At 70.1% G+C, this 23,201-nt stretch carries 24 protein-coding genes; 15 read left to right on the forward strand and 9 right to left on the reverse strand.

What is annotated here, in order from left to right; all coding sequences use genetic code 11:
* Nucleotides 1–25 precede the first annotated feature (25 nt).
* Entirely contained in the window at nucleotides 26–1,018 is a 993-nt protein-coding gene (locus BLS56_RS12620) for an NAD-dependent epimerase/dehydratase family protein (RefSeq protein WP_091450205.1), read from the reverse strand.
* 216 nt (nucleotides 1,019–1,234) lie between these two features.
* On the opposite strand from BLS56_RS12620, the gene BLS56_RS12625 reads away from it, so the two are divergent.
* The 4 genes from BLS56_RS12625 (at nucleotide 1,235) to purL (ending at nucleotide 5,101) form a co-directional block, all read left to right on the forward strand.
* Nucleotides 1,235–1,675, forward strand: coding sequence for a hypothetical protein (locus tag BLS56_RS12625; RefSeq protein ID WP_228771588.1), 441 nt, complete (start codon nucleotides 1,235–1,237; stop codon nucleotides 1,673–1,675).
* A gap of 248 nt (nucleotides 1,676–1,923) precedes the next feature.
* Nucleotides 1,924–2,163, forward strand: a complete 240-nt coding sequence (purS, locus tag BLS56_RS12630) for a phosphoribosylformylglycinamidine synthase subunit PurS (RefSeq protein ID WP_054052885.1) — start codon at nucleotides 1,924–1,926, stop codon at nucleotides 2,161–2,163.
* On the forward strand, nucleotides 2,160–2,831 hold the full coding sequence (purQ, locus tag BLS56_RS12635) for a phosphoribosylformylglycinamidine synthase subunit PurQ (RefSeq protein WP_091450206.1): 672 nt from the start codon (nucleotides 2,160–2,162) through the stop codon (nucleotides 2,829–2,831). The genes purS and purQ overlap by 4 nt, the downstream gene beginning before the upstream one ends.
* A complete protein-coding gene (gene purL / locus BLS56_RS12640; RefSeq protein WP_091450207.1) occupies nucleotides 2,828–5,101 on the forward strand; it encodes a phosphoribosylformylglycinamidine synthase subunit PurL in 2,274 nt (757 codons plus the stop codon). Before purQ ends, purL begins: the two co-directional genes overlap by 4 nt.
* Before the next feature lie 25 nt (nucleotides 5,102–5,126).
* Here the strand turns inward: purL and BLS56_RS12645 are convergent, their stop codons facing one another.
* The 6 genes from BLS56_RS12645 to BLS56_RS12670 are packed head-to-tail and all read right to left on the reverse strand — an operon-like array spanning nucleotide 5,127 to nucleotide 10,508.
* Nucleotides 5,127–5,984, reverse strand: a complete 858-nt coding sequence (locus BLS56_RS12645; RefSeq protein WP_091450208.1) for a hypothetical protein — start codon at nucleotides 5,982–5,984, stop codon at nucleotides 5,127–5,129.
* On the reverse strand, nucleotides 5,981–7,306 hold the full coding sequence (locus tag BLS56_RS12650; protein ID WP_139190637.1) for a lipase family protein: 1,326 nt from the start codon (nucleotides 7,304–7,306) through the stop codon (nucleotides 5,981–5,983). Before BLS56_RS12650 ends, BLS56_RS12645 begins: the two co-directional genes overlap by 4 nt.
* Nucleotides 7,303–8,112, reverse strand: a complete 810-nt coding sequence (locus BLS56_RS12655; RefSeq protein WP_091450210.1) for an ESX secretion-associated protein EspG — start codon at nucleotides 8,110–8,112, stop codon at nucleotides 7,303–7,305. Before BLS56_RS12655 ends, BLS56_RS12650 begins: the two co-directional genes overlap by 4 nt.
* Nucleotides 8,112–8,630 carry a WXG100 family type VII secretion target gene (locus tag BLS56_RS12660; protein ID WP_139190639.1) on the reverse strand — a complete coding sequence of 173 codons (519 nt, stop codon included), beginning with the start codon at nucleotides 8,628–8,630 and terminating at the stop codon, nucleotides 8,112–8,114. The genes BLS56_RS12655 and BLS56_RS12660 overlap by 1 nt, the downstream gene beginning before the upstream one ends.
* A gap of 37 nt (nucleotides 8,631–8,667) precedes the next feature.
* Nucleotides 8,668–9,615, reverse strand: a complete 948-nt coding sequence (locus tag BLS56_RS30590; protein WP_139190641.1) for a hypothetical protein — start codon at nucleotides 9,613–9,615, stop codon at nucleotides 8,668–8,670.
* A gap of 50 nt (nucleotides 9,616–9,665) precedes the next feature.
* On the reverse strand, nucleotides 9,666–10,508 hold the full coding sequence (locus BLS56_RS12670) for a lysozyme (RefSeq protein WP_091450212.1): 843 nt from the start codon (nucleotides 10,506–10,508) through the stop codon (nucleotides 9,666–9,668).
* 317 nt (nucleotides 10,509–10,825) lie between these two features.
* On the opposite strand from BLS56_RS12670, the gene BLS56_RS12675 reads away from it, so the two are divergent.
* Nucleotides 10,826–12,931 carry a putative bifunctional diguanylate cyclase/phosphodiesterase gene (locus tag BLS56_RS12675; protein ID WP_228771589.1) on the forward strand — a complete coding sequence of 702 codons (2,106 nt, stop codon included), beginning with the start codon at nucleotides 10,826–10,828 and terminating at the stop codon, nucleotides 12,929–12,931.
* Nucleotides 12,932–13,355: 424 nt separating this feature from the next.
* On the opposite strand, the gene BLS56_RS12680 is transcribed toward BLS56_RS12675, so the two are convergent.
* Complete coding sequence (locus BLS56_RS12680) at nucleotides 13,356–13,913, reverse strand: type VII secretion system-associated protein (protein WP_091450213.1); 558 nt, start codon at nucleotides 13,911–13,913, stop codon at nucleotides 13,356–13,358.
* A 245-nt stretch (nucleotides 13,914–14,158) separates the two neighbouring features.
* On the opposite strand from BLS56_RS12680, the gene BLS56_RS12685 reads away from it, so the two are divergent.
* The 5 genes from BLS56_RS12685 to BLS56_RS31380 all read left to right on the forward strand — a co-directional run bounded on the left by BLS56_RS12685 (nucleotide 14,159) and on the right by BLS56_RS31380 (nucleotide 17,834).
* A complete protein-coding gene (locus tag BLS56_RS12685; RefSeq protein ID WP_091450214.1) occupies nucleotides 14,159–14,503 on the forward strand; it encodes a hypothetical protein in 345 nt (114 codons plus the stop codon).
* A gap of 30 nt (nucleotides 14,504–14,533) precedes the next feature.
* Nucleotides 14,534–15,856 carry a PPE domain-containing protein gene (locus tag BLS56_RS12690; protein WP_091450215.1) on the forward strand — a complete coding sequence of 441 codons (1,323 nt, stop codon included), beginning with the start codon at nucleotides 14,534–14,536 and terminating at the stop codon, nucleotides 15,854–15,856.
* The gene (locus BLS56_RS12695) at nucleotides 15,856–16,653 is read left to right on the forward strand and encodes an ESX secretion-associated protein EspG (RefSeq protein ID WP_091450410.1); all 798 of its coding nucleotides are present in this window, start codon (nucleotides 15,856–15,858) and stop codon (nucleotides 16,651–16,653) included. The genes BLS56_RS12690 and BLS56_RS12695 overlap by 1 nt, the downstream gene beginning before the upstream one ends.
* A complete protein-coding gene (locus BLS56_RS12700) occupies nucleotides 16,650–17,027 on the forward strand; it encodes a sterol carrier family protein (RefSeq protein ID WP_091450216.1) in 378 nt (125 codons plus the stop codon). The genes BLS56_RS12695 and BLS56_RS12700 overlap by 4 nt, the downstream gene beginning before the upstream one ends.
* A 558-nt stretch (nucleotides 17,028–17,585) precedes the next feature.
* A complete protein-coding gene (locus BLS56_RS31380) occupies nucleotides 17,586–17,834 on the forward strand; it encodes a Kazal-type serine protease inhibitor family protein (protein WP_175482797.1) in 249 nt (82 codons plus the stop codon).
* 4 nt (nucleotides 17,835–17,838) lie between these two features.
* Here the strand turns inward: BLS56_RS31380 and BLS56_RS12705 are convergent, their stop codons facing one another.
* On the reverse strand, nucleotides 17,839–18,486 hold the full coding sequence (locus tag BLS56_RS12705) for a TVP38/TMEM64 family protein (protein ID WP_228771590.1): 648 nt from the start codon (nucleotides 18,484–18,486) through the stop codon (nucleotides 17,839–17,841).
* 118 nt (nucleotides 18,487–18,604) lie between these two features.
* Between BLS56_RS12705 and purF the strand changes: the two genes are divergently transcribed.
* The 5 genes from purF to arfB are packed head-to-tail and all read left to right on the forward strand — an operon-like array spanning nucleotide 18,605 to nucleotide 23,151.
* Nucleotides 18,605–20,149 (forward strand): amidophosphoribosyltransferase, encoded by a 1,545-nt coding sequence (gene purF / locus BLS56_RS12710; protein ID WP_091450217.1) that lies wholly within the window; start codon nucleotides 18,605–18,607, stop codon nucleotides 20,147–20,149.
* Nucleotides 20,150–20,177: 28 nt separating this feature from the next.
* Entirely contained in the window at nucleotides 20,178–21,281 is a 1,104-nt protein-coding gene (gene purM / locus BLS56_RS12715) for a phosphoribosylformylglycinamidine cyclo-ligase (RefSeq protein WP_091450218.1), read from the forward strand.
* A gap of 53 nt (nucleotides 21,282–21,334) precedes the next feature.
* On the forward strand, nucleotides 21,335–21,844 hold the full coding sequence (locus BLS56_RS12720) for a SigE family RNA polymerase sigma factor (protein WP_091450219.1): 510 nt from the start codon (nucleotides 21,335–21,337) through the stop codon (nucleotides 21,842–21,844).
* Nucleotides 21,841–22,680 carry a hypothetical protein gene (locus BLS56_RS12725; protein ID WP_139190645.1) on the forward strand — a complete coding sequence of 280 codons (840 nt, stop codon included), beginning with the start codon at nucleotides 21,841–21,843 and terminating at the stop codon, nucleotides 22,678–22,680. Before BLS56_RS12720 ends, BLS56_RS12725 begins: the two co-directional genes overlap by 4 nt.
* Before the next feature lie 42 nt (nucleotides 22,681–22,722).
* Nucleotides 22,723–23,151 (forward strand): alternative ribosome rescue aminoacyl-tRNA hydrolase ArfB, encoded by a 429-nt coding sequence (gene arfB, locus BLS56_RS12730; RefSeq protein ID WP_091450221.1) that lies wholly within the window; start codon nucleotides 22,723–22,725, stop codon nucleotides 23,149–23,151.
* Nucleotides 23,152–23,201 lie beyond the last annotated feature (50 nt).

Here is a 23,201-nt window from a genome sequence, read left to right on the forward strand (position 1 = left end):
CCCTTTGATCTTGCCCGCCGCGCGGCTAAAGCGCATCGAGCACTTCGGTCTCCTCTACCGGAGTCAACCCCGCTTCCCGTTTCCGGTCCAGGCCCAGCGTCCGCTCGTGCTCCAGCGCCCCGGCCACGACGTCGACCAACGCCCGCGGCGTCAACCCGGTCGCCAGCGCGGGCGCGGCGTCCCGGGCCGCCAGGTACTTGTGCGACGCGGGCAGCCACAGCGGCAGCGACCGCGGCCCGGACCACGGCTTGACGCCGAGTTCGGTCAGCTTCTCCTCGGGCGCCCGCACCAGTTCCACGTCCTCGCCGACCTGCTCGGCGATCCCGCCGAGCAGGTCGAGCAGCGGCTGCGCTGGCCCGATGCCGTCGTAGATCCCGGTGACGCCCTTCTCGGCGGCGTCGGTGATCCAGGCGGCCAGGTCGCGCACGTCGATGTACTGCGCGGACACGTCGGTGTCCGGCACGACCACCCGCCCGCCCCGCGACATCCGCGCGGGCCAGTACCCGAACCGGTCGAACGGATCGTCCGGCCCGACGATCAGCCCCGCCCGCACGATGAACGCCCGGTCCCCGACCGCGTCGAGCACCGCGTTCTCACTGGCCACCTTGACCGCCCCGTACAGGTCGGGATCGGCCGCGAGGTCTTCCCGGGCGCCCTGCTCGGTCCTCGGCGGCAGCAGTGGGTCCCCGACCCCGGTCGGCGGGATGCCCGGCTCGGCGTAGGCGCTGATCGAGGACACGAAAGTCCAATGCCCCACCCGGTCCCCGAACTCGGCCAACGCCCGCGCCACCCACGGATACGACAGCGGCGCCACATCCACCACCGCGTCGAACCGCTCCCCCCGCACCGGAGCCAACCCATCCTCATCGTCGCGGTCCACCCGGACCAGCCGCGCCCCCGCCGCCACCGCCCCCGCCTTCCCCCGAGCCGCGCACACCACGTCGTGCCCCCGCCGCACGGCCTCCGCCGCCACCGCCCGCCCCACGAACCGCGTCCCACCCAGAACCAGAAGTCGCATGTCCCCCACCCTGTCCCCGCCCCCACCCCACCGCCACCCATCTCGCCCCCGGCGAACACGCGAACACCCGTTCGAGCGATACGGCGACCCTGGCAACCCGCCGATCTCCCACGGTGACCTTGCATGTCTTCGTCGATGAATCGTGTCGTCGCGACACCTATCTGATCGCCGCCGCCCGTGTAGACCCCGGCCGGTTGGCGAGGCACGCGCAAGCTGATGCGCTCCCTGTTGCCGCCGGGCCAGCGTGAAGTCCATTTCAAGAAGGAGACGCCGCAACGCCGCAGGCTGGTGCTCGCGCGGATGGCGGAGGCGGGGGTGAGGTGCTGGCTCTACACCGCGGACCGCGTCGGCGGTCACGAGGAAGCGCGCCAGGCGTGTCTGGCCGCGCTGACCGAGGACCTTCTGGACGCGTGCGCGCTTCGCCTCGTGCTGGACAGCCGGGATCGGCGCGACCGCTTCGACGCGATCAGCATCCGCGCGGTGCTTGGCAAGGTCGCCCGCGTGTCGGGGCTCGTGTACGAGCACCTGCCGAGCCACCAAGAGGAGTTGCTGTGGATCGCGGACGCGGTGGCCTGGTCTGTTGGAGCGGGTGGAGACTGGTCGCGGCGGGTGAGTGCGCTGGTCTCCAGGACGGTGCCGGTAAGGGACCCTGGATAGCGCGAAACCCAGCCGCCGACCGTCCGGACGTGGGCTGGGTTCACTTCCCTGACTTACGGGCCAGAGCTGTGACCAGGTTATCCCGCCTTGTCTCGCCCGTCCACCGGGTTCACCCGGTCGTGGAGGTGCGTCCCCTGGACCTGCGGAGTTCGGTGGGGCGTGGTCCAGGTCACCGGCGTTCCGGGGTGAACTCGCAGGTCAGGTACGCTTCTGCGGTACCGGCCTCTCGAACTCAGGAGTTGCCAGCCGTGGCCCGAGTTGTCGTCGATGTCATGCCCAAGCCGGAGATTCTCGACCCGCAGGGTCAAGCTGTCGCGCGTGCCCTGCCGCGGCTGGGATTCGATGGTGTGTCCGATGTGCGTCAGGGGAAGCACTTCGAGTTGGAGGTCGACGACTCGGTCGATGACGAGACGTTGGCGAAGATCGCCGAGGGTTTCCTCTCCAACCCGGTGGTGGAGGACTTCGTGGTTCGGCGGGTGGACTCGTGAGGGTCGGCGCTGTCACCTTTCCGGGGACCCTGGACGACAGCGACACCGCCCGCGCGATCACCGCGGCGGGGGGTGAGGCGGTCGCGCTGTGGCACGGTGACGCCGACCTGCGCGGGGTGGACGCGGTGATCCTGCCCGGCGGGTTCTCCTACGGCGACTATCTGCGCGCCGGGGCGATCGCCCGGTTCGCGCCGGTGATGGGCGAGGTGATCGACGCCGCGCGCAAGGGGATGCCGGTGCTGGGGATCTGCAACGGGTTCCAGGTGCTGTGCGAGGCCGGTCTGCTGCCCGGCGCGCTGCTGCGCAACGCCGAGTTGCACTTCGTGTGCCGCGACCAGTGGCTGAAGGTGGAGAACAACGCGACCGCGTGGACCACCCGCTACGACGCGGGCGCGGAGATCATCATCCCGATCAAGAACATGGACGGCCGCTTCGCCGCCTCCCAGTCCACTGTGGACGAACTGGAGGGTGAGGGCCGGGTGGTGTTCCGCTACGTCGGCGGCAACCCCAACGGCTCGCTCAACCACATCGCGGGCATCAGCGACCCGACCGGGCGCGTCGTCGGCCTGATGCCGCACCCGGAGCACGCGATCGACGCGCTCACCGGGCCGTCCGACGACGGTCTGGGCATTTTCCTGTCCGTTCTCGATTCGGTGGTGAACGCGTGACCGACACAGTCGACATCGCCAAGGCCACGCCCGACCAGGAGCAGCCCTACCGCGAGCTTGGCCTCAAGGACGACGAGTACGCCCGTGTCCGCGAGATCCTCGGCCGCCGCCCCACCGACGCCGAGTTGGCGATGTACTCGGTGATGTGGAGCGAGCACTGCTCCTACAAGTCGTCCAAAGTGCACTGGAAGCACTGGTCGAAGAACACCACGCCGGAAATGCGGGCGAAGATGCTCGCGGGCATCGGCGAGAACGCAGGCGTGGTCGACATCGGCGACGGCTGGGCGGTGACGTTCAAGCTGGAGTCGCACAACCACCCGTCCTATGTGGAGCCTTACCAGGGCGCGGCGACCGGCGTCGGCGGCATCGTGCGCGACATCATGGCGATGGGCGCGCGCCCGCTGGCCGTGATGGACCCGCTGCGCTTCGGCGCCCCCGACCACCCCGACACCCGCCGGGTGCTGCCCGGGGTCGTCGCGGGCATCGGCGGGTACGGCAACTGCCTTGGCCTGCCCAACATCGGCGGCGAGGTCGTATTCGACCCGTCGTACCAGGGGAATCCGCTGGTCAACGCGCTGTGTGTGGGCGCGATGCGGGTCGAGGACCTGCACCTGGCGCACGCTTCCGGCACCGGCAACAAGGTCATCCTGTTCGGCGCCCGCACCGGCCTCGACGGCATCGGCGGCGTGTCCGTGCTGGCCAGCGAGACCTTCTCCGGCGACGAGGGCGGCACCGGGCGCAAGAAGCTTCCCGCGGTCCAGGTCGGCGACCCGTTCACCGAGAAGGTGCTCATCGAGTGCTGCCTTGAGCTGTTCCGCGAGGGCATCGTGGTCGGCATCCAGGACCTCGGCGGCGCGGGCCTGTCGTGCGCGACCAGTGAGCTGGCCAGCGCGGGCGATGGTGGAATGCGCGTCGAACTCGACCGGGTTCCGTTGCGCGCCACGGGCATGACGCCAGCCGAAGTCCTCTCCAGCGAGTCGCAGGAGCGGATGTGCGCGGTGGTGAAACCGTCCGATGTGGACGCTTTCATGCGGGTGTGCGCCAAGTGGGACGTCATCGCCACCGAGATCGGCGAGGTCACCGACGGCGACCGCCTGGTGATCACCTGGCACGGCGAGACCGTGGTCGACGTGCCGCCGCGCACCGTCGCGCACGAGGGCCCGATGTACGAGCGCCCGATCGCCCGCCCGGCCGATCAGGACGCGTTGGCGGCCAACGGCCCGGAAACCCTGCCCCGACCGTCCACACCGGACGAACTGCGGGCAGAGATCCTGCGCATGGCCGCGTCGCCGAACCTGGCGTCCCGCCGCTGGGTCACCGAGCAGTACGACCGGTACGTGCGCGGCGGCACCGTCTTGGCCCAGCCCGCCGACGCGGGCATGATCCGCGTGGACGAGGTCACCGGCCGCGGTGTCGCCCTGGCCACCGACTGCAACGGCCGCTTCGTCAAGCTCGACCCGTACACCGGCACGCAACTCGCGCTGGCCGAGGCGTACCGCAACGTGGCCGTGTCCGGCGCGACGCCGCTCGCGGTCACCAACTGCCTCAACTTCGGCTCGCCAGAGGACCCGGCGGTGATGTGGCAGTTCGAGCAGGCCGTGCGCGGCCTCGCCGAGGGCTGCAAGGAACTGGGCATCCCGGTCACCGGCGGCAACGTGAGCTTCTACAACCAGACCGGCAGCACGGCCATCCTGCCCACCCCGGTCGTCGGCGTCCTCGGCGTCATCGACGACGTCCGCCGCCGCATCCCCACCGGAATCGGCGCTGAGGCGGGCGAAACCCTGCTCCTGCTCGGCGAGACCCGCGACGAGTTCGGCGGTTCCGAGTGGGCGCACGTCGTGCACGGCCACCTCGGCGGCGTCCCGCCGAAGGTGGATCTGGCGCGCGAGAAGCTGTTGGCGGACATCCTGCTCGCCGGTTCCCGCGACGGCATGGTGTCCGCGGCCCACGATTTGTCCGACGGCGGCCTCGCGCAGACCCTGGTGGAGACCTGCCTCATCGGCGAGGTCGGCGCCCGCGTCTTCCTCGACCCCGACCAGGACCCGTTCGTGCAGCTGTTCAGCGAGTCCGCAGGCCGCGTCCTGGTGGCGGTTCCCCGCTCGGAGGAACTGCGCTTCACCGAGATGTGCACCGCCCGCGGCCTCCCCTGGCGGCGCACCGGCGTGGTCGACCCGGAGTCGAAGTCGTTGGAGATCCAGGACATCGGCGACCTGCCCCTCGCGGAACTCCGCGAGGCGTGGGAAGGCACCCTGCCCGCCCTGTTCGGCTGACCCGCGTCGGTCGCGGGGCCGTGCGTCACGGCCCCGCGACCAGCACGCATTCCCCGTTGGCGACCAACTCCATTTCCGCGCCCGCGTTCTTGGGCGTGCGAAGGGAAACAGTGAACCCGACCTGGTCCGCGGGCCTGCTCGCGGCCAGATAGCCGGGCTGCCCCTCCCGGGGGTCGACTGTCCACTCCGGACCAAGGTAGTCCAGGACGCGCTGCTTGAGATCAGGCGCGGCCGTGATGCCTTGCCGTGTCGAGGCATACCACCTGGCGCCCCGGGCGCCCCCGCCCGCGCCGCAGGTCGTCAACGACACGTCAGGCGCGTCCGTGATCTGGCCGGACGCGGGAAACGTCTTGACGTCAACGGGTTCCCCGGCGATCTCCGCGACTCCCTTGGCCGCTCGCGCGGCGGCGGCGAAGCCCGGCGACATCGCTCGCTGCTGTTCCGCGGTGAGATCGGGCCGCAGATCGATCGACAGTTCCTGGTGCCGCCCGGAGATCGAGCACTTCGCCAGTTCCGCCCGCACTTTGTCGCCCTTGAGCGCGAACTTCACCTCGTGCGGCCCGATCAGCACCAGATCGAACCCCTCCGCGACCTGGGGCTGCCACCCCGCCTTGATTCCCGCCGCCCGCAGTTCCGCCGCGGACACATCACGCACGGTGGCGTCCGCCCACATCGCCACCAGATCGTTCCCCGACGCGTCGAACACGCTTCCGCACGTCAACGCGTCGAACGTGGGCCGCGCCGACCCGTCGACCGCGCCGAGCAGGCTGGTCACCGTGCTGGTGAACTCCGCCGACACGGGCGCCTGCTTGGACTCCGCGCACCCCGCGAGCATCCCCGCGGTGAGCATTCCCAGGCTGGCCAGCGCGACGAGCGTCCTCACGGCTTCCGCTCCACTTTGTACTGGTGTGTGTCGACCTCTTTGCCGCCGAAGAACACTCCCGCGCTCTCCCTGAACCGCTGAACGGACGGGTCGTTGCTGGAGTCGAGCGCGGTCGCCGCGTCCGTGTAGTTGCCGTTGATCTGGTGGTTCCCGCCGATTGTCCCGGTCTGGTTGTCGAATGTGACCGTGGTGCGGTTGTCGCTGTCCGGGTTGTCCTCCGCGTCGAGGTGCGGCACGATGTCGCCGCTGTTCTCCAGCGACAGCATCTGCACGCTATCCGGGATGTCGACCCCGCCCACCGGCGAACCCGCCGTGACCACATGGGTCACGTTGTAGCCGTCATCGACCAGCGGGCCCGCCGTGCGCGCGGCGACGATACCGCCCTGGCTGTGGCCGACCAGCATGATCGGTGCGTCTTTCGGCACGCCCGCGTCGGCGAGCGCCTGTTGGATGCCTTCCTGCAGAACGGTGGGATTGCCCGCGATGCCGTCGATGTTGGTGCCGAAGTCGTTGGCGCTGCCCTTGTCGTCGCCAGGCAGGTTCCACACCTTCGTGCCGGGGATGTCGACGATGTAGGCGACGGTGCCGTCCGGTTGGGTGACCTTGCGGATATCGAGATTGGCGTCGGTGCCGTTGCGGTGGTCCAGGCCGTTCAGCAGTTCGCCGAGACCGTCCGGCGGATCAGTGGCGATGGCACTGTGGTCCTCCCCGAGATCGGTGAGTTTCGGGTCGCCGTCGGGGTAGGCGGCGGCGATGAGTTCGGTGAGGGTGGCGAGGTCGGTGGGCAGGCCGAGGGCGCTGAGCGCGCCGGGGGACATGCCGAGGATCGTGTCGATCATGCCGGGGTGGTCGACCAGCCACTTCTGCCAGTCGCCGTCGTAGTTCAGGTAGACGTCGGTGGCGATGGCGCCCACGCCCGCCACGGCGAGGCCGGGCATGGCGACCACGGCGGCGCCCGCGAGCCAGCGGGACGCTTCCAGGGCCTTGGCGTTGAGGTCGTCGACCAGTTGGTACGCCTGGTTGGTGGCTTGCAGGGTCAGGCCGCGCACGCCGATGGTGGCCGAGGTCGCGGTGAGGCCGCTGGGGCCGTCGAGGGCGTTGAGCATCGCGCCCTCGAACTTGGCGACGCCGCCGGGGTTGAGCAGCGCGGACGCCAGCACGTCCGCGTCGGCCAGGTACTTGTGGCTGGTCATCGCGATGGTGAGGGTGGAGCCCGCGACGTCGTCGGTGAGGTCGCCGAGGGCGGCGAGGTCCTCGTAGTGGGCGTCGCTGCCGCCCGCGCCGCCGGTCACGCTGATGTTGGACACTCCTGGGCCGGTCACGTCAGCGCCTCCGCCACGAAGGGGGCCAGCCAGACCCCGAGATCGGTTCGGTCGACGGGTTCGAGGTCGACCAGCTTGCGATCGGCCCCGGTCGGGGCGGGTCGGATGCCGACCCAGCCGGTGTCGCTGTGCAGCCAGGTCAGCTGGGCGGTGCGGACACCGCCGCCGACCAGCGCGGTGACCAGGGCGCGCAGCACGCCGTCGGTGCGGCGCACGACCGCGACGGCGAACTCGGCCTCAGCCGGGGGCAGCTTCAGCTCGGCCAGCACGTGCGCGGGGGCCTGCGGGTCGGCGGGGCGCAGCAGGTCGGCCACGCCCAGTTCGTGCAGGGCGGCCAGCGGGATGCGGCCACGCAGCGGCTCGGCGTCGTCGGTGTCGTCCAGCGCGGAGCCGATGCCGGTCTCCTCGGCGGGGACCGCGCGCACCAGTTCGCGGCCGAGGTCGACCGCGGCGAACATGGACAGCTCGACGGCCGCGTCCGGCAGCGCGAACAGGGACGCGCCGACCCGGCCCGCGACGGCGTGCACGCAGCGGGAGCCGCGCGCGCCGATGGTCGCGGTGGTGTCGATCATGATCTGCGGCCCGGCGAGGACACGCAGGTTCGCCTCGATCGACGGGTGCACGGTAAGTAGGTCAGCGGAGCCGCGCAGGACTCCCTTGTCGAACAGGCCGCTCTCATCGGCGATATCCGGCGCGGGCTGCCAGTCCGGCGGCATGGTTACGCCGGTCTTGTCCAGGAGGTACGCGTACTCCGGGGCGGTCAGGGTCAGCCGGTGCGCGGCGGGCACCGGGGTCGGCGGCGCCATCACGCGACCCCCTGCGCCCGCATGAACTCGCCGACTTCCAGCCACTGCTTGTCGCCGGGCGGGGGCAGGTTGTCCGGCTGGTACTTCCAGCCCTCCCACGGCGGCTTGGGCGGCTTGGGCTCGTCGCCGCCGAACCCGAGGGCATCGCCCACCGCGTCTGCCATGTCGGCAACGGCGTTCTTGAAGCTCTCCACCGCCTTGTTGAACCGGTCGATCGCGCCGTTGAACCAGTTCACGACCGACTCGGCGATGCGTTTGATCGCCGCGATCAGCTCCCGCACCTGCTGGGCGTGCTGACGCAGGATCGCGGCGGCATCGTCGAGCTTGTCGGCCGTGCCGTCGAGGGACTTGCGGTCACCGGCCACGGACTCGCGGCAGCGGTCGGCCGCGATGGACTTCCAGCGCATCGCGCCAGCTTGGGTGTCCATGTCCGCGCCGTGCTTGCGCACGTCGTCGGCGCGCTGCTCGATCTGACCGGCGAGTCGGTCCAGCTCGTCTGGATCGCCGTAGAACGCCATGTCCACCCCCGGAGGCCGTCACGGAACCTTACGGCAGCTATGGACGGACGCGCGTGGCGTTCGGTTCCCCGGACAGGTCGAGCCGGTCCAGGAATCGGGAACCGGCGAACTTGGTCGGGCCGTGGAATCGGGTTCGGGAGAACAGCGCGGGGCCGCGGGATATGAAGCCGCTGAACCACGCTTTGCGGTGGAATGTCGAGTCGTGGATGTAGAGGTTGCCGTGGTTGACCGCCCCGGTGAACCAGGCGTCCCCCCACACCTGCATTCGCGACAGCGCGTTCGAGCTGTGCAAGACGGTGTGCCGCATGACCAGTGTGCCGACGGCGCGTCGGCCGAGGTCGAAGTACTCCAGGTCGGCGCCGGTCAGGTCGAGGTCGTAGCGCAGGTCGGAGTCGGGCGGCGGCAGCAGGTCGGCGATGAGTCGCTGCGCGGTCCTGCGCACCTGGAGTTCGTGCTCGTCCAACGCGGACCGGTTGAACGGCCTACGCAGGTAAGAGCAGAACACGTCCAGGACTGTCTGTGTGTAGTAAGGGCGGTTCCGTGCGAGACCGGCAAGCGCGTGCAACGCGCCTACCCGAACCTGGTCGGCGTCGCTGCCCAGCAGTTCGACGGCACGCGCGAACCGCTCGTCGGCGACGCGTTCGCGATCGTGCTCGGCGCGGGCCGACTCCAGGTCCTGCCGACGCCGCTCGACGTCTTGGCGCTCCTCGTCCACCCGCCGCCTGCGGTCGTTGAGCCACAGCGCGTAGAGCGCGACAACCGAGCCCGCGGCGAGTCCGCCGGTCTTGAGCGCCTCGCCGCGGTTCGGGTTCGGCTCGGTGAGCAACCAGCCGCTGACCAGCGCCAGCAGCCCGGCCGCGACCAGCACCGTGCCGAGCAGCCACCGCCCGTCCACGCCGCGTCTCGCGCGCTTGGCCGAGACGCCGAACACGGCCGTGCCCGCGGTCAGGGCGACCATACCCACGATCAGGAAAGCGGTGCTCACGGGCGGAAGCTACTGCACCGGGAACCCCCACATCCCCGGTGCGGTAGGAGTCACCCGTTGGCCAGCACCCGCAGCCGGTCGTAGGCGCCGTTGAAGTAGTTCTGGTCGAGTGGGGACGAGGTGTACTGCCAGAACGTCCAATATGACCAGTTGTAGGGCAGCGCGCCCACACTGGAGCTGTAGCGGGCGATCCACAGCGGATTGGTGCTCGCGAACGCCTGCGCGGTGCCCACGCACTGCGACCACCAGTTGGCACTGGTGTAGAAGACCGCGTCGCGGCTCGTGCGCGCCTTGTAGGTGTTGGCGAAGTCCCGGATCCACGCCGCCATCCCCGCCTGCGATTTCCCGTAACAGGTCGCGCCGTACGGGTTGTACTCTAAGTCCGCCACGCCGGGCAGCGTCTTGCCGTCGCGCGACCAGCCGCCGCCGTTGTCGACGAAGAAGTTCGCCTGCGCGGCGCCACTGGAGCGATCGGGCAACGCGAAGTGGTAGGCGCCGCGGATCATGCCCACGTTGTAAGAGCCGTTGTACTGCTGCGTGAAATACGGGTTCTTGAAGCCGGTGCCTTCGGTGGCCTTGACGTACGCGAACCGCTTGCCCTGGCCCCAGTGGTAGGCCCAGTTGACGTTGCCCTGGTGGCCGGACACATCGATGCCCGACACGGTGGCCAGCACGCCGACGTCGGACCCGTTGCCCGTGGTCTGGTTGCCCGCGGACGGGTCGCCGCCTTCGTGCTTGCGGATCTGCGACCCCATCGCGTGGTCTGTCTCCTGGGTCGCGCGCTCGGCGCCACGGCCCGCGGCGGTAGCCGGGGCGGTGAGGCCGATGAGCAAGGCGCAGGCGGTCAGCGTCGTGGTCAGAAGCCGTCTCACGCCGTGGATAGAGGACTTCATTGGTCGCCCTTTCCCGAGTGCCCTCACGTCGACCCGCCGAACAGGGGTAGCAGGTCGCCCATCAAGTGTGATGGGATAACTATCCATTTGTCACGTCTTTGCGTGAATTTATCACTATAACCCGGGTGAGCAGGGGCGATGAGCTTCGCCGCGCTCGAAAATTTCCCCCGAAAGATCATTTACCTCGCGCACCTGGGGTAGCTGGCCTGTTCCCCTATGTCAACAGAGGCCGGAAGAGGTCGCAAACTCGGCTCCGGGGTGGCTACCTGGCCGTGAACAGGCGAAACTTTGCTTGAACCCCCTCGGGAAGGAGACTGGTGGGCGGACCCGACGCGTTCGCGCGGATGTGGGCGGCCGTGCTCGCCGAGACCGGCTACGTGGCGATGGACCACCGCGGCCTGGTCGAGCGAGTGCGCGGCTACACCGGTGTCCTGCTGGCCGCGCTCCGCGCCGAGCGCTTCGACCCGGAGCCGGTCGAGAGCGTCGGCTCGGGCATCGTCGGGCTGCGCCTGACCGGAGCCCGCACCCTCGCCGTCTCCCTGCGCGTGATCGGCGAAGACCTGCTCCGCGAAGTCGGCGCCGACGGCCCCGAGGACGCCGAGATCGCCCGCCGCAGGCTGCCCGCGATCCAGGCCGCGTTCGCCTGCGGCTTCGCCTCCGCCATGCGCGACACGATCTTCCGCGACCAGGAGTCCATCCGCCGCGCCGCACTGGAGGCCCGCCGCGGCGCCGAGGCCGCGCTGATGGCCAGCGAGGCCCGCTTCCGCGCCATGTTCAGCCAGGCCGCGGTCGGCATCGGCATCTCCGACGCGCAGGGCAAGCTGCTGGAAGTCAACGCAGCCATGGCGGCCATGCTCGGCTACTCGGTCGAGCGGATGCGCGGTATGCACGTGTCCGAACTGCGTTTTCCGAACGAGCCCCCGGCGATGCAGCGGCCGCTCACCGAGATCAGCGCGGGCGAACGCGATCACTACCGGATGGAGCGGATGCTGCGCCGCGCCGACGGGTCGCCGCTGTGGACGAACCTGTCGGTGTCCCTGGTCCGCGATGAGACCGGCGCGCCGCAGTTCCTGGTGGGGATGCTGGAGGACATCACCGAACGGCACCTGCTGGAAGAGCGGCTGCGGCACCAGGCCAACCATGATCCGCTCACCGGGCTCGGCAACCGGGCGCTGTTCACCGAGCGGCTGAACGCCGCTTTCGCTGAGGGTGGCGACAACCGCGTCGGTGTCTGCTACCTCGACCTCGACGGCTTCAAGGTCATCAACGACAGCCTGGGACACGACATCGGCGACGATCTCTTGGTGGCTGTCGCCGCCCGGCTCGACGAGCTGGTCACCGCGCCCAACCGGATGGTGGCGCGGCTCGGCGGTGACGAGTTCGTGGTCTTGGTCGAACACAGCACCGGGCGGGCCGACCTGGTGGCGCTGGCTGAGCGGATTCTGGCGGCGCTGGCCGAGCCCGTTCCCATTGGCGGGCACCGGCTCGCGGTGTCGGCGAGTATCGGCCTGGTCGAGCGCGCGGTCGTGACGGCGACCCCGGCCGAGACCATGCGCGATGCCGACGTCACCCTTTACTGGGCCAAGGCCGATGGCAAGAACCGGTGGGCGGGCTACGACCCCGAGCGCAACGCACGTGAAGTCGCCCGGTTCACTCTGTCCGCGCGGATGCCCGCCGCGGTGGAAAGTGAAGAGTTCTATGTGGACTATCAGCCGATCGTTCGCCTCGGCGACGGGAAACTGGTCGGCGTCGAGGCTCTGGTGCGGTGGGCGCACCCGGAGTTCGGCAGGCTCGGACCGGACCAGTTCATCGGATTGGCCGAGGAAACCGGGCTGATTGTCCCACTGGGGTTGTGGGTGCTGCGGGAGGCTTCCCGGCAGGCTCGCCGATGGCATGACATCTATGGCGCCCACGCGCCGATGGTGAGCGTGAACCTTGCCGCTCGGCAGACCGAGGAACCGACGCTGGTCGCGGACGTGACGACTATCCTGCGGGCGGCCAACTTGCCATCGTCGGCCATCCAGTTGGAACTGACCGAGAGCGCGATCATGGGGACCACGGGGGGACCGCTGCGCACTTTGCGGGAGTTGTCGGATCTGGGAGTGCGGATCGCCATCGACGACTTCGGGACCGGATACTCGAACCTGGCTTACCTACGGCATTTGCCCGTTCATGCGATCAAGCTCGCCGGATCGTTCATGGAGGGATTGCGGAACTCGCCCGCCGCCGACCCGGCTGATGCTCAGATCGTGACCACGTTGATCGCGCTCTCACATGCGTTGGGGCATGAGGTCATCGCTGAAGGGGTGGAGGACCCGGAGCAGGCGGAGCGGTTGCGGGAGTTCGGGTGTGACAGTGCGCAGGGGTGGCTGTTCGCCAAGCCTGGGCCGCCGGAGGAGATCGAGCGCTGGCTGGAGCGGTGAGGGCTCTGGGGCTTCTCGGGGGCTGGCGGGCATTGGTGCCGGTTGGAGGGTTTGCCACTTCTGCACCAGGCACTGGGGACCTTCGCGCGGCACGGCTGGTAGGCAGTTCGCTGCTTCACTCCATCGAGTACTTGGCAGGGACGGGCTCGGCCTGGCACCGGCGCGTGTGGCAGGCCGCCCTATGCCTGCAAAAGACCTTCTTTCGCAAACCCGCAGCCCCACCACAAAGCCCCACCCACCCTGGGGGCTGACCCCGCTCCAGTCTATCGCCGCAGGTCAGCGCGGGGAAGATGCGGCGTCGCGCCTGTGGATAACTCGCGATCATGGGGTGGAAGATCAGTGGCACCCTGGTGTTTGGGTTCGGTCGAAGGGCAAGGCAGGTGGGGCTTTGTGGACAGTGCTGTGGGTATATCCCCCTGCCGGGTTACCTTGCGAAGGATCTCGATCCGAGGCGTTCCGCTGGGATCAGGGCGGTGATCGGACCATCCGGGTTGAGGGCCAGGGGGTGGCCGTTGAGCAGTGGGGCCAGGTCGTGTCCTTGAATCTCGCGCCAGGCCGGCCAGGATTGGGGGATGTGGGTGGTGGAGGTGCAGGCCGGAATCATGATCTTGCCTGCGCTGTTCGGGAATCCGACGATGGTTCGGTCGGTGGGGGTTGTGGCGTAGACGAGCAGGGTGGAGTCCAACAAAACCGGCAGTAGGGCCGCTTGGGGGCGGTGTCGGGTGTGGATGAGTTGGATGATCTTTTCCAAGCGGTTCGCGGGGGGCGGCATTCGCAGGGCTGTCGGCGATGGGCGGTAGTCGAGGTTGGGGCGGAAGCGGTCGCCGATCTGTCCTCGGGCGTCGACCGGGTAGGCGCCTACCAGGCCCCACGGGGGCACGTCTTCGTCCGGGGCGAAGGCGGGGTCGATGACATAAAGCCAGCTGTTGGGGTTCGACAGTGCGCTCGCCCGCATGTCGAGAGTGATCTCCGGCTGCTCCATGAATACGGCTCCCTGACCGAGGTTGGGTTCCCGTTATCGTAGGTTCCCGCTACGGTAGGTCACCACACGGTTCCCGCGCGTGCGCGTTGTGATCATGTTCGGGAATCAGGTGGGCTGATCGTCATGGCGTGGTGGGAACCATTCCGCCGCGCCGGGCATCAGAGCTACAGTCGTCGCAAACGCACAGGACCAGGGGAGAAGCTACGGTGTTTCTAGCCGATGGCGGCGGGGGTTCGGTCCCACCTGTGGAACCCGCCTTCGCCGGGACGCAGACGCTGCGGATCGAGCCCTCCGCGATTCCGGGGGCGCTTGCCGCTTTCCGTGAGGCGTATGACCGGGTGTCGGAGAAGGTGCGGGCGCTCGACGGGCTGGAAGTGCCCCGCTGGGCCGACGACCCGGTGAGCGGCGAGACCGCGACCGAATTCCTGCAGCGGACCAACAGCGGCGCCGCCGACTCGGCCATCGCCTGCCTGCGCGGCTACCAGGAGCAGTTGGGCAAGGCGATCGAAGCGCTGGAGACCGCCCAGGAGGGCTACCTGCGCACCGAGGGCACCAACCACCTCATGTGGGGCAAGATCCACCCGGCCTAGGCCGACCAGCGACAACCGAGGGTGATCCGAATGGCAATGCACCGGTGGCGCGGGTATGACCACCCGACACTGCACGCGATGATCAACGGTGGTCCCGGCCCGGCCGCGTCGACCCCGCAGACGGCGTACTGGGAGGCGCTCGCCGCCGAACTGGCCGAGATCGACGCCGACCTCAACACCAAGCTCAGCACCATGCAGGCCACCTGGGAAGGCGGCGCGGCCGATCAGGCCCACGCAGGCCTCACCCCGTTGCAGGCGTGGGCAGGCGACGCGCAGTCCGGCGCGACCGGGATGCGCGCCTCCACCGAATACCAGGCCGACATGATCGCCAGGGCGCGCGCCGAGATGCCCGAGCCGGTCGAGGTGACCACGCCCAAGCCGTCCGGCTGGCAGATGGTCACCGCGGGCGCCGCGCTGCTCACCGGCGACGCCGGACCGGCCGCCGCGGTCGCCGGGCAGGCCCAGGACCACGAGGCGCAGGAGGCCCAGCAGGACGCGGCCTCCCAGAAGGCCGTGGACACCATGGAGTCCTACCAGTCGAGCAGCCAGTTCAACACCAACACGCTCGGCACCTTCGTGCCGCCGCCGGACGTCGTGATCGCCACCCCGGCCCCCGCGGGCGGCACCGGCTACGCGGTCGGCACGTTCGGCGCGGCCTTCACGAATCCGAGCACCGGGTCCGGCACGTCCGCTGCGGCGTTCGCGCCCGCGCAGGCCGCGCCGCCCTCGGGTGGCGCGCAGTTCACCCCGCTGGTGGCGGGCGGGCAGCACGGCTCGTTCACGCCGCCATCGGTCTCGGGTGCGGTCACGACGCCGTCCGGGTTCGTGCCGCCGTCGTCGTCGACCGCGCCCGCCGGGTTCACGCAGCCGAGCGGCGGAGCGCAGCCGCCGCGGCCGACGGTCACGACGTTCAACTCCGCGCTGTCGACCGGCTCCCCGGTGACCGGCGGTGGCCAGTTCACCCCGGGCGGCGTCCCGGTCGGCGGCGTCAACAGCGCGCAAGGTCTCGGCGGCGGCAACAGCAGCGGCGCCAAGGGCGGTATCGGGTCCGGCGCGGGCGCCCCAGGCGGCATCGGCGCGGACAGCACCCGGCAGGGCGCGCAGATCGGCCGCGGCGGCATGGCGGGCGCGTTCGGCGGCGCTGGCGGCGAAACCGCCCTCGGCGGCCGGACCGCGGCAGGCGCGCAACCGGGGCGCGGCGGGATCGGCGGCCCGCTGGGCGCGGGCGGGCGCGGCGCGGCCGACGAGGACGACGACAACTACGAGTCCGCCACCTACCTGGTCGAAACCGAGGACCTCTACGGCGACGACCGCACCGTCTCGCAGGCCGTCCTCGGCGGTAGCGACACGTGATGCCGTTCGGGGCGGTCGAGGTGGAGAGCGAGCCGATCTCGCTCTCCACCCTCGAGTTCGACGTGCTGTGGGAGCACCTGGGGCCAGGGACGATGCCGCTGGTGGTCAAGGTGCCCTCACCCGGCAAGACCTACGAGGAACGCGCCCAGCTCGAAGAACGCGTCTGGGCCGGACTCGACGCGCGCGGCCTCGGCCGCAAGGTCGACATCCACCCCGAGATCGAGCACCTGTTCACCCTGCTCGCCCGCCCCGACCGCGAGGTCGACGGCAGGCTGTGGACCGGGCACCCGGTGCGGCTGCTCGCCTGCTCCCTCGGCGACAACGACGGCGCGCTAGCCGTCCTCACCGGCGAGACGATCACCCTGCGGCGCACGTCCCCGTCCGGCCTGGCCTCGGCGGCGGTCGGCGAACTGCCCGCGCTGCCAGCCGGACCCGGGCAGTCGGTGACCCTGCGCACCGAGGACTTCGAGGCCGCGGCCAACGCGGCACAGGGCACCCAGAAGGCCTTCGAGGCCGCCCTGCTGGCCCGCGGCGTCCGCCCAGACGACGCCCTCGCCCTCACCGAAATGATCACCGACGTCCGCGGCACCGGCAACTTCGGCGCCGCCGCCCGCGACCGCCTAGGCCGCAGACAACGCGCCGACCGGGTGGTCTCCTACTTCGACACCGACCAGGGCCGCTACCTGCAAATCCGCAGAGCAGCCCCCGACGGCGCCCTCTGGACCACCATCTCCCCCGCCGACCACCGCCGCCTCACCCACCACGTGGACGAGGTCCTGACCGACATCACCCCGTGAGCCGCAAACACATAGACCCAACCGACCTACGCGCCGCGGTGACCGCGATCCTCCCCTGGCTCGACGGCGGCGACCAACCACCCCGCACCGAACTGGCGGCAGCGGTCCGCCTCACCCTGCGCACCCTGGAACAGGACGCCCCCGGCCACACGGTGGAGGTGCGGGTGCCCCCCTTCGCGGCGGTGCAGTGCGTGGCAGGCCCCCGCCACACCCGAGGCACCCCACCCAACGTCGTGGAAACCGACCCCCGAACCTGGCTGGAACTGGCAACGGGCAGGCTGACCTGGCCCAACGCCGTGGAAAACGGCCAGGTCAACGCCTCAGGAGCAAGGGCAGACCTGTCTGAACTGCTGCCACTGCTGCGGCTTCCCTGACCAGCCACCTCCGCGAAATCCGCTTTCGATCGCCGATCTCACCCCTCGTGCCGGTAGCAGGCACCCCGGCCGTGGCCAAGTTATCCACAGGCAAGATCGTCCCACCTCGATTGTCGGCCTGGCCCGATAGACTGGAGCGGGGTCAGCCCCCAGGGTGGGTGGGGCTTGTTGTGTGGGGGCTGCGGGCGCGACAAGCCGGTGAAAGTCATGGTCTGGGATGCGGTGGGTTCGCCAGCCGCCCCCCACAAAGCGGTGCCCTGCCCTGCCAGGTGCTCGATGGGGTGGAGTGGTTTCTTTGGGGGTGAAGGAAGATCCCTGAACTTGCCGTGGTCGTGGGGCCGAAGGCTCCCCACCCGTCTTTCCCCGCGACGGATCTTCTTTCGTAGGGGCCCCGAAGAAGCCACTCCACTCCATCGAGCAAACCCCACAAAGCGAGCCCTACCCACACGGGTTACTTCAAGTCCCTCAATGGGATTACGCCCGTTTAAGCAGGCCAAAGGCAGTGCTGTCCTGGAGAAAGGAGAAATCCGCCGATCACCTGGGGAAGCGACCATTCCCATGCTCCGAAACCTGGCCCTGCCACTGGCCGCGGTCGCCGCACTGATGGCCGCGCAGGCAACCGCCTCAGCAGAGGCGCCTCAGCAATGCCCAGGATTCTGTCAAGCCGTCTACATCCCCGTCTGCGGCATGGACCCGCTCACCGGCCACCGGCAAACCTTCACCAACGAATGCGAACTCCACCGCTACAACTGCCAGAACCACACCGCATACGCCGTGCTGCACCAGGGCAGGTGCTCCGGCGACTGACCCGTCACACCTCGACCAAATCAGGCTGGGTGCGGCGGAGGACGAAAACCATCCCCGCGCCGCCCAGCAACGCCAACGCCGCGTAGATCGCGATCAATGACGGCGGCGTGGTGCCTGTCAGCGCGTCGCCGAGAATCACGGCCGCGGCGGTGCCGGGAAGGCTGCCGATGACCGTGCCCAGCAGAAAGGGCCGAAACGCGACGGTCGACAAGCCGCAGCAGTAGTTGACCGGGGCGAAGGGCACCACCGGGATCAGCCGCAGCGAGATCATGCCGACCAGGCCGCCGCCGCTGAGCCTGCGGTTGACCGCGCGGAGCGCCGCGCGTTCCAGGTGCGGTTGCACCCACCGCCTGCCTAGGCCCCTGACCAGGGCGAAGGTCAGGGTCGCCGCCAGGGCGGTGGCGATCATGGCGATCAGGACGCCCGCGAACTCGCCGAGCAGCAGGCCCGCGGACAGGTTGAAGACCGTGCGCGGGATCGGGGCCACCGTCAGCACCGAGTAGGCGAGCAGGAACAGCACCGGGGTTGCCCAGCCCGCGCCGTCGGCCCAGCCGCGGATCTCGGCTGGGGTGGGGATCGGCACGAGGGCGCCCGCCACCACGAGGGCGGCGAGCAGCACCGTCACGGTGATCAGGGTGGCGCGGGCGGACACGCCGCACACGGTAAGGCCTTTCGCACACGTGACGGGGGCCACCTGGGGTTTGGCGTGGTCACCCGGCGGAGCACCTACACTGGACAGAGCCTCACTTCCGTCCACAGGGAGCGCTTCGGTGGTCACCGACCAGTTCGTCACTGGCCCTTCCCAGCCCGATCTCCCCTCCGAGCAGCCGGAAGCCGAGCCGCGCGAAGAATGCGGCGTCTTCGGCGTCTGGGCCCCCGGCGAAGAAGTGGCCAAGCTCACCTATTACGGGCTGTACGCGCTTCAGCACCGTGGGCAGGAAGCCGCGGGCATCTCCGTCGCGGACGGTCACCAAATTGTCGTGTTCAAGGACCTCGGCCTGGTGAGCCAGGTGTTCGACGAGCAGGTGCTGTCCTCGCTGCGCGGGCACGTCGCCGTCGGGCACTGCCGGTACTCCACCACCGGGTCCACCACCTGGGAGAACGCCCAGCCCACGTTCCGGACCACGGCCACCGGCAGCGGCCTGTCCCTCGGGCACAACGGCAACCTGGTCAACACCGCCGAGTTGCGCGACCGGGCCGCCGAGCTGGGGATCAACACCCGCAACGGCGCCACCACCGACTCCGACCTGCTCACCGGGCTGCTCGCCGCGGGCGCCGCGGACAAGGGCATCGAGCAGGCCGCCCTCGAACTGCTGCCGACAGTGCGCGGCGCGTACTGCCTGACCTTCTCCGACGAGTCCACCCTCTACGCCGCCCGCGACCCGCACGGGGTGCGGCCGCTGGTGCTCGGGCGGCTGGAGCGCGGCTGGGTCGTGGCCAGCGAGACCGCGGCCCTGGACATCGTGGGCGCGTCGTTCGTGCGCGAGGTCGAGCCGGGCGAGCTGATCGCCATCGACGCCGAGGGGCTGCGCTCGTCGCGGTTCGCCACGCCCGAGCCCAAGGGCTGCGTGTTCGAGTACGTCTACCTGGCCCGCCCCGACACCGCGATCGCGGGCCGGTCGGTGCACGCCGCCCGGGTCGAGATCGGCCGCAAGCTCGCCGCCGAGTTCCCCGCCGAGGCCGACCTGGTGATCCCGGTGCCCGAGTCCGGCACCCCGGCCGCCATCGGATACGCGCAGGCCAGCGGCATCCCCTACGGCACGGCGCTGGTGAAGAACGCCTACGTGGGGCGCACCTTCATCCAGCCGTCGCAGACCATCCGCCAGCTCGGCATCCGGCTCAAGCTCAACCCGCTGCGCGACGTCATCCGCGGCAAGCGGCTCGTGGTCGTCGACGACTCCGTCGTGCGCGGCAACACCCAGCGCGCCCTGGTCCGGATGCTGCGCGAGGCGGGCGCCCTGGAGGTGCACGTGCGCATCGCGTCGCCGCCGGTGCGGTGGCCCTGCTTCTACGGCATCGACTTCGCCTCCCGCGCCGAGCTGATCGCCAACGGGCTCGACCTCGACGGCATCCGCCGCTCCATCGGCGCGGACACCCTCGGCTACGTGTCGCTGGAAAGCCTGGTCGCCGCGACCGAGCAGCCGCGCACCCGGCTGTGCTCGGCCTGCTTCGACGGCGAGTACCCGATCCCGCTGCCGGATGACGCGCTCATCGGCAAGCACCTGCTCGAAGGCATCGAGAAGGGTGTGACGGGGTCCGCCGCGCCAGTGCCCTCAGCCGGGTACGGTGCCGAAGACGCCCTGCAGCGCCCCTGACCGCGATTCCTTCGACCTGATAAGAGCCATGACTGAGATCAGCTCCTCCGTGACCAGCTCCCCCGGGACCACCGTCAACGCCACCTACGCCGCGGCTGGGGTGAGCATCGAGGCGGGCGACGAGGCCGTCGAGAAGCTCAAGCCCTGGGCCGCGAAGGCGAACCGGCCCGAGGTGCTGGGCGGCATCGGCGGGTTCGCCGGGCTGTTCAAGCTGCGGCTCGACCGGTGGAAGGAGCCGGTGCTCGCCTCGTCCACCGACGGCGTCGGCACCAAGATCGCGGTGGCGCAAGCGCTTGACGTGCACGACACCGTGGGCATCGACCTGGTCGCCATGGTCGTGGACGACCTGGTGGTCTGCGGGGCGGAGCCGCTGTTCCTGCAGGACTACATCGCCGTCGGCAAGGTCCTGCCGGACCGGGTGGCCGCGCTGGTCAAGGGCATCTCCGAGGGCTGCGTGCAGGCGGGCTGCGCCCTGCTTGGCGGCGAGACCGCCGAGCACCCCGGCCTGATGTCCGACGGCGCCTACGACCTGTCCGCGACCGGTGTCGGCGTGGTCGAGGCCGACGCGGTGCTCGGCCCGGACCGGGTGCGCCCCGGCGACGTGCTCATCGCCATGGCGTCCTCCGGTCTGCACTCCAACGGGTACTCGCTGGCCCGGCACGTGCTGCTGCAGATCGGCCGCATCCCGCTGTCCGGGCACGTCGAGGAGTTCGGCCGCACCCTGGGCGAGGAGATGCTGGAGCCGACCCGCATCTACGCCAAGGACTGCCTCGCCCTGATCGCCGAGACCGAGGTGCGCACGTTCGCGCACATCACCGGCGGCGGCCTGGCCGCGAACCTGGCCCGGGTCATCCCCGACGGCCTGCGCGCCACCATCGACCGGGGCACCTGGACGCCGCAGCCGGTGTTCTCGCTGATCGCCCAGCGCGGCCGGGTCGACCGGCTGGAGATGGAGCGCACGTTCAACATGGGCGTCGGCATGGTCGCGGTCGTCGCCCCCGAGGACGTCGACCGGGCGCTGGCGGTCCTCACCGCCCGGCACGTGCCGTCCTGGATTCTCGGCGAGGTCCGGCCCAGCGCCGATGCCGACGCGCCGCGCGCCGAACTGCACGGAGACCACCCCCGGTTCTAGCGGCAACCTTTCCCCGGGCTGAACCGTGTTAACGGTTGAGGTGAGGGGGACCAGTGCCGGATCGGGACGCGGAGTTCGGGGAATACCTCGACAGCCGGGCCGTCGTCATGCGCAGAACCGCCTTCCTGCTCAGTGGTGGTGACTGGCATCGCGCGGAGGACCTGGTGCAGACGACGCTCGCGAAGATCTACGTGGCCTGGCCGCGACTGAACCGCGACGGCAGTGTGGACGCTTACGCCCGCAAGGTGATGGTGCGGGCGGCCATCGACGACTCCCGGCGCGCTTTCCGAAGACGGGAAAGCGTGGTCGAGAGCCTGCCGGAAATCGGTGTCGCCCCGTCCGGAGTGGACGACGCGGTCGATGTCCGGCGCGCGCTCGCGCGGCTGCCCGCCGGACAACGCGCGGTCGTGGTGCTGCGCTACTGGGAAGACCTCTCGGTCGCCGAGACGGCGCAGATGCTCGGCAAGAGCGAAGGCACGATCAAAAGCCAGGCGTCCAAGGGTCTCGCCGCCCTGCGCGAGTTGCTGGCCAACGGGCGCGTCCTGTTCGAGGGCCAACGATGACCGATGACGTGCGCGACCTGCTCGCGCTGGCCGTCCGGGACGAGCCGCCGCTGGCCCTGGACCGGGACGTGGTCATCGCCGACGGGCGACGCGCGCTGCGCCGCCGCCGCACGGTCGCGGTCGGCGGGGTGGCCGCGGTGGTGGCCGTAGCCGTGATCGGCACGACCGCGCTCACCGGCGGCGCGTACAACCGCTCCGACACGATCCAGCCAGCCGCGCCGGTGTCCACGACCGACCGGCCCCGGGCCCCCGCCCCGCCGACCGACGCGCCGCTGACGACCACCACTCGGGCCCCGCTGTCCTCGAATCCGTTGTCCTCGAATCCACTGTCCTCGAATCCGCTGCCCCCGCAGACCACCACCACGAAGCACTTGGACGACCTCGCCCGCATTGAGGACCTGATGCGCGCGGGAAACCTCGCCTGGCCCACCGGAGTCAGCGGCAAACGCGACGGCGGCGGGTACACGTCCACCACGAGCGGCGTGCTGGCGGCCAGACTGCGGACGGACACGGGCGACCGGTGGTTCACCATCGACGCCTACAAGACCGGGTCCCGCCAGTCGACAATCCGGTGCCTGAGCGCGCAGGACGGCAAGCCGCTGCCCAACTGCGCGGAGACGCGGGGCCCGGACGGCTCGGGGCGGCGGGTCAGCATCGCGTACCCGACCCAGCCGCTGTCTCCCGTGGTCGTCATGGTGACCGTGGAGCGGGTCGACGGCACCACGGTCGAGGTCCTGGACACCGCGGGCGTCGGCCCCGAATGGCGCTCGCCGCAGGCCCTGTCCATCGACTTCCTGTTCGCCGTGGCGATGCTCAAGGGCTTGGCCACCGGGTAAACCGCATCGCTTTTCGGTGGCCAAGTGCGGCATCCTGGACCGGTGCCCGACGAGTTGGTGGTGTCCAGAACGCTGGTGATCCCGGCGACCGAACTGCGCGAGCGGTTCTCCCGGTCGTCCGGCCCCGGCGGCCAGGGCGTGAACACCGCCGACAGCCGCGTAGAACTCTCCTTCGACGTCGAGAACTCCCCCTCGATCCCAGCGCACCTGCGCACCCGAATACTCAACCGCCTGGCGAACCGCCTAGTAGACGGCGTGATCACCATCGCGGCTAGCGAATACCGCGCCCAACTCGCCAACCGCGCCGCCGCCCGCGAACGCATGACCGCGCTCCTGCGCCAAGCCGCCGAACCACCCCCACCCACCCGCCGAGACACCAAACCATCCCGCGGCTCCCGCGAACGCAGACTGACGGACAAGAAACGCCGAGCCCAAACCAAACAATCTCGCCGCGTCCGCCACGACGACTGACTTCCATTCAGGGGATGGCCCGGTGGAGCAGCACAGAGCCGCACCCAACC

This window comes from Actinokineospora iranica, from assembly GCF_900101685.1.
Taxonomy (GTDB): domain Bacteria; phylum Actinomycetota; class Actinomycetes; order Mycobacteriales; family Pseudonocardiaceae; genus Actinokineospora; species Actinokineospora iranica.

Coding starts and splice junctions, on each gene's coding strand:
- BLS56_RS12620 (WP_091450205.1), bottom strand. CDS start 1,018: ATGCGACTTCTGGTTCTGGGTGGGACGCGGTTCGTGGGGCGGGCGGTG.
- BLS56_RS12625 (WP_228771588.1), top strand. CDS start 1,235: ATGCGCTCCCTGTTGCCGCCGGGCCAGCGTGAAGTCCATTTCAAGAAG.
- BLS56_RS12655 (WP_091450210.1), bottom strand. CDS start 8,112: ATGGCGCCGCCGACCCCGGTGCCCGCCGCGCACCGGCTGACCCTGACC.
- BLS56_RS12660 (WP_139190639.1), bottom strand. CDS start 8,630: ATGGCGTTCTACGGCGATCCAGACGAGCTGGACCGACTCGCCGGTCAG.
- BLS56_RS12670 (WP_091450212.1), bottom strand. CDS start 10,508: ATGAAGTCCTCTATCCACGGCGTGAGACGGCTTCTGACCACGACGCTG.
- BLS56_RS12680 (WP_091450213.1), bottom strand. CDS start 13,913: ATGGAGCAGCCGGAGATCACTCTCGACATGCGGGCGAGCGCACTGTCG.
- BLS56_RS12690 (WP_091450215.1), top strand. CDS start 14,534: ATGGCAATGCACCGGTGGCGCGGGTATGACCACCCGACACTGCACGCG.
- BLS56_RS12695 (WP_091450410.1), top strand. CDS start 15,856: ATGCCGTTCGGGGCGGTCGAGGTGGAGAGCGAGCCGATCTCGCTCTCC.
- BLS56_RS31380 (WP_175482797.1), top strand. CDS start 17,586: ATGCTCCGAAACCTGGCCCTGCCACTGGCCGCGGTCGCCGCACTGATG.
- purM (WP_091450218.1), top strand. CDS start 20,178: ATGACTGAGATCAGCTCCTCCGTGACCAGCTCCCCCGGGACCACCGTC.
- BLS56_RS12725 (WP_139190645.1), top strand. CDS start 21,841: ATGACCGATGACGTGCGCGACCTGCTCGCGCTGGCCGTCCGGGACGAG.